At 42.2% G+C, this 5,217-nt stretch carries 4 protein-coding genes; 3 read left to right on the plus strand and 1 reads right to left on the minus strand.

All coding sequences use genetic code 11. The features are described 5' to 3' along the window. Positions 1 to 412 precede the first annotated feature (412 nt). The 3 genes from IQ242_RS16040 (at position 413) to IQ242_RS16050 (ending at position 3,775) form a co-directional block, all read left to right on the plus strand. A complete protein-coding gene (locus IQ242_RS16040) occupies positions 413 to 637 on the plus strand; it encodes a DUF2811 domain-containing protein (protein ID WP_002739844.1) in 225 nt (74 codons plus the stop codon). 49 nt (positions 638 to 686) lie between these two features. Beyond that, entirely contained in the window at positions 687 to 1,313 is a 627-nt protein-coding gene (gene pth / locus IQ242_RS16045) for an aminoacyl-tRNA hydrolase (RefSeq protein WP_193960646.1), read from the plus strand. Positions 1,314 to 1,447: 134 nt separating this feature from the next. Further along, positions 1,448 to 3,775: a glycosyl hydrolase gene (locus IQ242_RS16050; protein ID WP_193960647.1), complete on the plus strand. Its 2,328-nt coding sequence runs from the start codon at positions 1,448 to 1,450 to the stop codon at positions 3,773 to 3,775. Positions 3,776 to 3,895: 120 nt separating this feature from the next. On the opposite strand, the gene IQ242_RS16055 is transcribed toward IQ242_RS16050, so the two are convergent. Then, a partial coding sequence (locus tag IQ242_RS16055) for a class II fumarate hydratase (protein WP_193960648.1) occupies positions 3,896 to 5,217 on the minus strand: 1,322 nt, incomplete at its 5' end.

Genomic DNA, 5,217 nt, shown 5'->3' on the forward strand with positions numbered 1-5,217 from the left:
GTATAAGACACACACCCTAAGTAGTCTTGATCATCACTACTGACTAAAATTTGCAAATCTTATTTTTCCCCAATGTTTTCCCCCATACATTCCCCAGTCTTTCCCCACTCAATCCTCAGTTTTCCACAGTTTACCCAGACTTTTCCACAGGCAACAGCGATAGAATCGGCACTTGCTTCTAGAAAAAATTAATCTTGATTGTAAAAATTCCCATCGATAGATACTGAGTTATTGTTAAGTTGAGTAAATAAAATCTAGCTCTAACCCTTATTCGCTCGTAAATATTAAGTTTTTCTGAAGCATTCCTTTACATCTGGTAATATTGCAACTCCCTCCAACTTGGCTCACAATAGTCCTTACTGTCCACTGCACCAGTCAGGGATTTCCCCACTTGCGATCAGAGGTAAACGATATGAATACATCAGTCAGTATCTTGGCAGAAATCCCCGAAATCCTCCACCAATCCCTACAACAATACCTAGAAACTCACCCCGGTTGGGATCAAGATGGTGTGTTTACGGCGGCACTATCATTTTTTCTGCTTAATTGTCAATCCCCCGAAAGGATGAATTTTGAGGAGCAAAATAGCTGTGCCAAGGTTTATCTAGAAACTTTGTTCCAGCGCTCGGAGTGCTAATTCGGTGATAATAAGAATCGGGTCATGGTTAAAAACCCGATTTTACCCTATGAATTCCGATAAAACCCCTAATTTAATCATTCCTCAGCTAATTATCGGTTTGGGTAATCCCGAACCCAAATATGATCGCACCCGTCATAATATCGGTTTTGAAGCTGTGGACTCATTAGCGCGGGATTGGGGGCTATCTTGGCAGGAAAACAAGCGATTTCAAGGTTTTATTGCCGAAGGTGACGGTCCTCTCCCGGGCAAAATTCGTCTCTTGAAACCCCAAACCTATATGAATCGCTCCGGGCAATCGGTGCGAGCGGTGCTGGACTGGTATAAACTAGCTCCAGAGTCGATTTTAGTCATTTACGATGATATGGATCTGCCCCTAGGCCGGTTGAGAATCCGTCTATCGGGATCGGCGGGCGGACACAACGGTATTAAATCGATGATTGCCCACGTTGGCACGGAAAACTTCGCTCGTTTACGCATAGGAATCGGTAAATCAACCGAAAAAGCGACTATTTCCCACGTTTTAGGCCGATTCACCCCCCAAGAAAACCAAGTGATCTTGAAAGTGTTAGACTTGTCCAGAAAAGCGATCGAACTTGGTCTCAAACAAGGGTTACAAAAGGCAATGAGTCTCTACAATAATCAAAGTGTAGAGATTGGCTCTAATCTATGCTGATAGCAAATAAGCCTGATTTTAGTAATGGTTATAATCGCCATTTTCGTCTATACTCTTACAGAACCCTTGCTTAAATTTTGATCGCCCTTTGCTAGATTAGGTCAATTTTTATCCTCGATATTAGCAGTTTAAGTATGATTAATCGCCAAAGTTTGCTGAGATTCGCCCACAAGTTTAATCTCATTTTATTGATAATCGCTACAGTTTTTTGTCTTTGGGGTAATGCTGCTTTTGCCCATCGTCCCCATGATGTAATTAGTCAAGTGGAAGTTTCTCCTGATTTCCAGACAGATAATACAGTATATATCTTGGTGCGAAATAACTTTTATAAGTCTAGCGATGGAGGTAGCAACTGGACAAGATTAATTCAAGGTTTAGATTATACGGGGGAATTAAGTTCCTTATCCCTATCTACCCTCAATAAAAATATTCTATATCTAGCTTCAAGATCCAATGGTATTTATAAAAGTGAAGATGCGGGGGAATCTTGGCAGAAAGTTAATCAGGGTTTAGCAACTAACTTTATTAACTTCGTACAAATTGCTCCTTCCGATCCCAATATAGCAGCGGCAGTGGGATTAGAAAAAGGGGTTTATTTAACCGAAGATGGCGGTAAAAATTGGTCAAATATTTTCCCCACCAAGGCACTGATAACCTTTCTCGCTATTACTCCCAACAATCCTAATCGCATTTTTTTCGGGGATGAACAGGGTAAATTATACACTTCCTCCGATGGGGGGAAAACTTGGCAGAATCTCCCCCTACCCGCTAATGTGGGGGCAGTGGATACAATTGCTTTTTCCCCTAATCTAGACAGGGATAAAACCTTTTTTGTCGGCACAAAAGAAGCAGGTATTTTTAAAACCGTTGATGATGGTAAAACTTTCCAAGCTGTTAACGAAGGAATTAAGGATAAAATCATCGAAGACATCGTTATTTCTCCCGACTATGCCCAAAATTCAACCCTTTATGCCATCACTTGGTATGATGGAATGTATGTTTCTCAGGATGGGGGCAAAAGTTGGACAAAAATGAGCGAGGGTTTAACCAAAGACAAACAGGCTGATGATTATAAAGTTCCCCACTTTATGGATTTAAAAATAGTTCAAGATACGATGTTTTTAGGGGGATTTAATGGCTTATTTAAAACCACGGATAGGGGCAAACAATGGCAGGAAATAGAAACTTTAGCCCGGGGAACAGTTATCGCCATGGCGGTTTCTCCTAATTATGCTCAGGATGGTACTGTCGTCATGGCTAATTATGTAGGCAATATCTTCATCAGTCGCGATCAAGGGGAAACTTGGACACCAATTAATCGCGGTTTAGAGGTTTATCGACTTGGTCAAGATCCCGAAGAATCAGGACAAGATCCCCGGCGTTTCTTTGACATTGCCTTTTCTCCTAACTATGGAGAAGATAGAACTATTTTTGCTGGCTTTTTACGCAATAAATTTGCCAAATCCGATAACAGTGGTGATTTATGGAAAATTATCGAAATCGATGAAGGAGTCCGCGGTCCGAGGATAGTTACGTCTCCAGATTTTGCCAAGGATAAAACTCTTTTTCTCACCAATCAGCAGGGGAGAATATTTCGTTCTACCGATGGAGGAAATACGGTTAAAAATATCAGTGAAGTGGGCAGAATTTTCGGTAATTATGCCCCTGCTATGGTAGCTTCCCCCGATTTTGCTAAGGATAAAACTTTGTTTGTCACGGGAAAAGAGGGTATTTATCAAAGTGTTGATGGTGGACTAACTTGGAACAATGTCACTCAAGGAAACCCCCTATCAAAAACCCCTAATGTGCAGTTGGCAATGTCTCCCAATTATCCCAAGGATGGGACTATTTTTGCTGGGACAATTTCTGGTTTGTTTGTCAGCAAAGATGGGGCTAAAAGTTGGACAAAATTAGAGAAACCAGGGTTTAATCCGCAAGCATCAGTAGAAACTATTGCTATCTCTCCTGATTACGCTAATGATCGCACGGTAATGGTTAGTTTACAGGGAGATGGTTTGTTTAAATCTACCGATGGAGGAGAAACTTTTAAATCAATTGGTGATCCTAAAATACCCCTAGTGAAAATTCATAGTATCCCTTCCTCTGGTATCTCTGTTCAGTTTTCTCCTAATTATGCTCAAGATAAAACTTTATTCGGTTTTGGTGGCGCTAAAACTACAGTTTTTCGTTCCACCGATGGGGGAGAAACTTGGACAAGTGTAACTATTCCTCCTCATGCGGAAGAAAATACACCCCGCTATAAAATCGGTGAGTTTTTCTCTGGTCCCCTTGGCACAATCTTGCGCGTGGTTATCCCGATTCTCCTGGCAATCGCCGCTTATTTTCTGGTGGGTTTCTTGAAACTGGAGAAAATTATTAATCTTCCTAAACCATTCTTCCGCATGGCAGGGGCATTTATGATTTTTCTGTTTGTTTTCTTCGCTATCATTACCCAAGTTTAGGAGAAATTTCTGGTGGCGGGGCTTGACAAATCCCGCCGCTTGCCTTATACTTATATGTATAATGGGAATCCGTGCCTGCCTGCGACCTCTGATTTTTACGGTAGTCAACCCCTCAGAGAATTAACCATCGGCAACGTAGGGATTGACCATCTTAGCGGGGTCAACAATGCGATCAAAATCCGCTTCCTTGATGTATCCCAGTTGCAAGGCTGCCACTTTCAGAGTTAAATCCTTTTCTAGGGCATAATGAGCGACGTAGGCAGCCTTTTGGTAGCCAATCACGGGACTTAAGGCAGTCACCAGCATCAAGGATTGATTCAAAAAAGTCTCAATTTGTTTTTGATTAGCAGTCATCCCCTTAACCAAAAACTGACAGAAATTACCGCAACCATCAGTGAGCAAACGGATAGACTGCATGAGATTATGAATCAACAGCGGTTTATAGACATTCATCTCCAGATGTCCTCCAGCACCTCCCATCGTCACCGCTAAATCATTAGCCATCACCTGCACTGCTATCATCGATAAAGCTTCGCATTGGGTGGGATTAACTTTCCCCGGCATAATTGAAGAACCCGGTTCGTTTTCTGGCAGCTGTAATTCTCCTAATCCACAACGGGGACCACAGCTAAGTAAACGGATATCATTAGCAATTTTATACAGGGAACTAGCGATAGTTTTCAATCCCCCGCTCAAGAAAACTAGAGCATCGTGGGAACCTTGCACGGTAAACTTATTAGGAGCGGTAATAAAGGGTAATTTAGTCAGATTAGCGATTTCGGCAGCCACATCTCGATCAAAATCTGGGGGAGCATTAATTCCCGTACCTACTGCTGTTCCTCCCAAGGATAAACGATAGACTTTTTCTAGACATTTTTCTAGCCAATCGCTGCCATCATCCAATAAACCCACATAACCGGAGAATTCTTGTCCGAGGGTTAAAGGGGTGGCATCCTGTAGGTGAGTGCGACCAATTTTAACTATATTTGCCCATAATTGCGCCTTTTCATCGAGACTATTCCGTAATAGTTGCAGACTGGGAATTAATTTTTCCTTGACTGCCAAGGCAACGGCAATATACATGGCCGAGGGAAAGGAATCATTAGTCGATTGGGACATATTAACATGATCGTTGGGGTCCACGGGAGTTTTGCTACCCAGAGGATTCCCCGTCAGTTGACTGCAACGATTGGAGATGACTTCGTTGATGTTCATGTTAAACTGGGTGCCACTTCCCGTCATCCAAACGTAGAGGGGAAAGTTATCCGCGTGTTGTCCGGCTAAAATTTCATCGCAGACTTGACAGATTAGGTTTTTTCTCTCCTGACTGAGACGATTTTTTTGCTTATTGACAATCGCACAGGCTTTTTTGAGAATGGCATAGGATCCGATCATCTCCCGGGGCATGAGATTATCACCGATACTAAAGTATTGTAGGGATC

Source organism: Microcystis sp. LEGE 08355, assembly GCF_015207185.1.
Taxonomy (GTDB): domain Bacteria; phylum Cyanobacteriota; class Cyanobacteriia; order Cyanobacteriales; family Microcystaceae; genus Microcystis; species Microcystis panniformis.

Bases quoted from the DNA above. Each gene is read 5' to 3' on its own strand.
- IQ242_RS16050 (WP_193960647.1), top strand. From the start codon at position 1,448: ATGATTAATCGCCAAAGTTTGCTGAGATTCGCCCACAAGTTTAATCTC.
- IQ242_RS16040 (WP_002739844.1), top strand. From the start codon at position 413: ATGAATACATCAGTCAGTATCTTGGCAGAAATCCCCGAAATCCTCCAC.
- pth (WP_193960646.1), top strand. From the start codon at position 687: ATGAATTCCGATAAAACCCCTAATTTAATCATTCCTCAGCTAATTATC.